The following is a 4,372-nucleotide window of genomic DNA, read 5'->3' as shown; positions in this document are numbered from 1 at the left end:
ACAGACCAGTTCGGAGTCGGTCAGCACTGGCGGCCTGCCCATCCACCGCGGTCCTCCCAGCTCGTCGTCGATCTTCACGTACAGTGCGGTCAAGAAGGTGTTCAGGTCTTGCGTCACAACATGATCTTGAACACCCTCTGCTCATGCCCGATCAGCAGCCCATGACATAGGACTTACTCGTCTAGGGATCACGGATCGCCTGTGGACAGATTCTGGGCACGGCGGCCCCAAGTTGCCTGCCAGCGCCGGGTGTTAGGAGGGCGCCGGGTGGGGGAGGTTTGCGGTGACAAGGGGAGGAACGCCGTGGGGAAGCGGAACGGGGCGCGCAAGGGCGCCCGGCGGTCGGGGAATCCGGCGCGCCGCGAGGCGGAACGCCTGTTCTCGGGGAACGTGATGGGTGAGCGCATGTACGCCGCCGCATCCCCCAGGGCCGGGGTCGCGGTGCAGCCGGGCGAGATCATCCCTGTGAGCGTCCCGGCCTTGCCGGAGGGCGTGGCGATCCGGGACGCGACGCCGGCCGACGCGGCCGCATTGGCGCCCGTGATGCGGCTGGCCGACCCGGACAACCCCGATGGCTCCTGTCGGCAGCTTCCCACCGCGATCCGCCAGAGCCCCGACGCCGACAAGTACACCCGCGTCCGCGCGGCGCAGGAGACCGAATCCGGCGCTCTGGTCGGCGGCACGATGGCGCTGCCGGCGGCGTGGGCATTCACCCACCCCATGCTCATGGGGTCGCCTAACCTCGATCTTGCGTGAGGGTTCGTCAGCTTGCTGAGGAACCCTTTCGGCTTGTTCGGGGTGGTGGTTTCTGTGCGTGGGCAGGTTGGTGGCCCGGTTGTCGCGTCGGGTGGGCGCCGGGTTCCACGGTTCCGGTGGGTGGTGCTGCTCGTTGGGACGGGGAAGCTGCTGGTCAGCCGGGGTTGGGGAGGGTTTGGAGCTGGTTGAGAGCGTGGATGATGACGTCGGTCCAGGGCCAGTGGCCCGCGAGTCGGAGGATTCGACGCCGACCGGTGGTGACGAGTTGGGCGGCGGCGGAGAACAGCCGTTGACGCAGACGTTTGACCTCCCAGAGCCGAGCGGGACCAGTCAGGGCGAGCAGGGGCATCCAGGCGAGCAGGTCGAGGGCGATCTGGACGATCTCCAGCCAGATCTTGTTCTGCGCGGCCTTGTGGAGGGGGAGGTTACGCAGCCCGGTGGCCCGGGCGGCGCGTATGCGGTCCTCCGCGCGGGCGCGCTGGCGGTGGCGCAGTTCCAGCGCGGCGATCCGGGCGTGCGGGGTGTTGGTGGCAAACGCCGTCAGGCGCATGCCGTCGGCGTCGGTGAAGCGCAACTGGGCGCCGGGATGGGGCCGTTCCTTGCGGACGATCAGCCGTGTCCCCTTGGGCCAGCCGGTCAGGATGTCGCCGGTGAGTTCGGCGACCCAGGCGCCGTCGCGGATCTCGCCGCCAGGTTCGATGGCGGGGGTCCAGGCCGAGGCCGGGACCAGGAGCACGGCGGCGTGGATGGCGTCGGTGATGGTCATCCCAACCGAGTAGGACAGCCACCGCCCCCGCCGGGTGAGCCAGTCGAGGAAGTCGTGCGTGCCTCCGGCCGTGTCGGTGCGGATCAGAGTGCGGCGTCCTCGCCGGTGCTTCTTCGGCAGCTGGGCCAGGGCGAGCTTCGCGGCCTCGATGTGGTCGGCGGCGGTGTTACTGCCCGCGTTCCCCGGCCGCAGCAGGCCAGCGACTGGTTCCCCGGACCCTGCCGGACCGTGGTCGACGAACGCGATCAGCGGGTGATGGCCGAAGGTCTTCTTCCAGGTCGCGGTGGCGTTCTCCTTCTCGGAGTGGGCCAGGACCAGGACACCGTCGATGTCCACGATCGCCTCGCCACCCGCGTCCGGCGCCGCCTCGCCGGCCAACCGCCATACACGCTCGCGGACTTCGGCTCGTGCCCGCCGGATCGCGGTGAGAGCGGGGGCCCCGGCCGTGGCCAACGTGTCGATCAGGCGGGAGATGGTCGGGTCGGAGGCCACCGGCCCGAACACCGCGGGCTCGGCCCGCACCATGCCGACGTCGGCCAGGCAGTCCCCGCCCAGGGCCACGGCGAGCGCCACATCCATCAGGACCTTGCCCGGATCATGGACCGCCCGCGCTTTGCGCCACGGCGCCAGAGCCGCCGACACTGCCGCATCCAGCCCTGCCTTCCGGGCGGTCTCGACCAGCAGCACGGCACCGGAGTGCGAGATCACCCCGCGACCGTCACCCTCGACACGGACACGCGGATACGTCCCGTTACGCTTCTTCACCCGAGGAGTGCGGCTCTCTTGACGACGACCAGGATCCTAGACAAATTTCATCGTCCCAGGTCAGACGCACTCCTCAATTATGTGATCACCCCTCGGACAGCCCCACTCCGGACAGCGCGAGGCTAACGTCGGACTGGGTACCGCAGGTGAAGGGCACGGCGTCCCTGGACGACGATCAGGTCGTTGAGGAGTTGGTGGCCCCGCTCCAGCTTCGTGAAGTAGGAGATCCCCTCGCCGAACAGCACCGGCACGAGGCTGACGCATACCTCATCCACCAGACCGAGATCGAGTGCCTGCTGGGTGATCGTCGCGCTTGCGATAGCGACGTCCTGATCGCCGGCGATCTGTCTGGCCCGGGTGACCGCGGCTTCGACTCCATCGACGAACGTCGTCGTGGGCCACTTCGTGGCGGCGCCCTCAGGCGCGCGATGAGTGACCACGACAACAGGGGCGCCTGCCGGGTGTTTGTCACCCCATCCATGGGCGATGTCGAACAGGCGTCGGCCGGCGACGAGTGCACCGCAGTTGCCGGTCAACTCTTGTAGCGCCTGCGCACTGGCGTCGTCGACCTGGAACGAAACGGTCTCGTTCGGGTTCGGCACGGTCACCTCCCCTGCCTCATACCAGTCGAACAGTTCCCCGACGTGGTCATTCGGATCCGCAACGAACCCATCCAGCGACATCGTCATGTGAGTGAACACGTTGCCCATCCCGGGCCTCCTTTGCGCTTGTTGGCTGTCCCCCGTATCGACCTCCTATGACCGTGAAACTCATCGGCGACCGGCGAGAGACCTACGGCGGCGTCGGCTCACCCGGGAAAGCGGGGACCGGTGGGGCCGCCGAGACGGGTTGGGCCCGGTACTGAAACGGGACGTGCGCATCGTCGCCCACACCGCAGCGCCGGGCAGCACGGCACTGGCCTGCGTCACCACGCCACGACCGTCGCTCTCGACACGGCCACATGGATACGTCCCGTTGCGCTTCTTCACCTGGGGAGTGCGGCGTTCCCTACGACGAAGAGAACCCTGTGCAAGTCCCATCACCCGAGGTCAGCGGCACTCCTCGCTTATTTGATCAAGCTTCGGACAGCACCGCTCACGAAAGCTCGAGGCTAACGCCCACATCATCGCCGGACTGGTCGCCACCCTGGACTCCCTCGCGGTGGTCGAAGCGTGGCGCGGCAAGGGCATCGCCCGCACCCTGGTCGCCGACGTGGAGCGCGCGGCCGGCGCCCACGAGCAGGGGAAGTTCGGCGCGGCCATCCTGTACGTCACGCACGAGCCGGAGCTGACGGACTTCTACGCCGGGCTCGGCTTCACTCTCTCCCCCGACGGCATCGGTATCCCCACCCCGGCCGGGTTCGTCTGCCACGGCCCGATCAAGGGCTTCCGCTTCTCGGTGAAGCCGCTGCGCACCGGCGTCCAGATGCAGGCCATGCCCACCCCCTACGGGCGGCAGCTGGTCATCCGTGGCGTCCTGCCCGGCCCCGCACGCTGAGCCGGTGACCCGGGCACGTCGCCCTCGTTGAGCACGGCATCGCGTGCATGACCATCCGACCCCCGCGGATACGCGAGCGAGCCCCGAACCAACTGGTCCGGGGCTCGCGGGGTGTTCGGGGACGTTACGGGCCGAACTCCAAGTGCTGGATGTCGGTGAAGCGCACCTCCTCCAGCTGGCCGGCGCGGCGGCCGCTGTCCTGGAAGTACACCTCCTTGAGCGCTTCGGCGGCGATCTCCTGCAGACGCTGGTCGGTGGCGCTGTTCCTGCGCCTCGAAGAGGCGGGCGGCATACTGCGGCGGCAGCGCGACGGTGAGGTGGCGGAGGCGGTCCTCGTCAGTCGAGCCGATCGGCGCGGTGTAGCCGATCCGGGCCTGGGTGTCGATGACGATGCCGCCGGTGGTCGCTGCCTTCTGCCGGGCCTTGGCGCGGATCTGTGGCTGCCACCGCTTCTTCACCTCGTGCTCCAGGCGCGCGGCGAGGTCCTTGCGGGGGGGTGCCCCTATCTGTTTCGTCAACCCTGGTGGGGTTGGCTTGTAGGGGTTGATCCTGGTTTTCGGGAACGTCCCGCGAAGCGGGACGTTCCCG

The 4,372-nt window shown here is 68.7% G+C and carries 4 protein-coding genes and 1 pseudogene; 2 read left to right on the top strand and 3 right to left on the bottom strand.

Annotation, left to right across the window (positions count from 1 at the left end; genetic code table 11):
- Nucleotides 1–303: 303 nt before the first annotated feature.
- Entirely contained in the window at nucleotides 304–756 is a 453-nt protein-coding gene (locus ACFY2B_RS46070) for a hypothetical protein (RefSeq protein ID WP_390769031.1), read from the top strand.
- 154 nt (nucleotides 757–910) lie between these two features.
- On the opposite strand, the gene ACFY2B_RS46065 is transcribed toward ACFY2B_RS46070, so the two are convergent.
- Together ACFY2B_RS46065 and ACFY2B_RS46060 are read right to left on the bottom strand one after the other, a co-directional pair.
- Nucleotides 911–2,287, bottom strand: a complete 1,377-nt coding sequence (locus tag ACFY2B_RS46065) for an IS1380 family transposase (RefSeq protein WP_390769030.1) — start codon at nucleotides 2,285–2,287, stop codon at nucleotides 911–913.
- A gap of 122 nt (nucleotides 2,288–2,409) precedes the next feature.
- Nucleotides 2,410–2,997, bottom strand: a complete 588-nt coding sequence (locus tag ACFY2B_RS46060) for a dihydrofolate reductase family protein (RefSeq protein WP_390769029.1) — start codon at nucleotides 2,995–2,997, stop codon at nucleotides 2,410–2,412.
- Nucleotides 2,998–3,409: 412 nt separating this feature from the next.
- Between ACFY2B_RS46060 and ACFY2B_RS46055 the strand changes: the two genes are divergently transcribed.
- Nucleotides 3,410–3,784 carry a GNAT family N-acetyltransferase gene (locus tag ACFY2B_RS46055; RefSeq protein WP_390769032.1) on the top strand — a complete coding sequence of 125 codons (375 nt, stop codon included), beginning with the start codon at nucleotides 3,410–3,412 and terminating at the stop codon, nucleotides 3,782–3,784.
- A gap of 124 nt (nucleotides 3,785–3,908) precedes the next feature.
- Here the strand turns inward: ACFY2B_RS46055 and tpg are convergent.
- Nucleotides 3,909–4,278 (bottom strand): annotated as a pseudogene (gene tpg / locus ACFY2B_RS46050) (telomere-protecting terminal protein Tpg); the annotation flags it as partial.
- Nucleotides 4,279–4,372 lie beyond the last annotated feature (94 nt).

The organism is Streptomyces sp. NPDC001270, from assembly GCF_042896695.1.
GTDB lineage: Bacteria > Actinomycetota > Actinomycetes > Streptomycetales > Streptomycetaceae > Streptomyces.
The sequence above is the reverse complement of the archived record's forward strand: the minus strand, read 5'-3'. Positions and strand labels throughout refer to the sequence as shown.

What these genes read in the sequence shown, in the direction of transcription:
- ACFY2B_RS46060 (WP_390769029.1), bottom strand. Translation starts at nt 2,997, where the DNA reads ATGGGCAACGTGTTCACTCACATGACGATGTCGCTGGATGGGTTCGTT.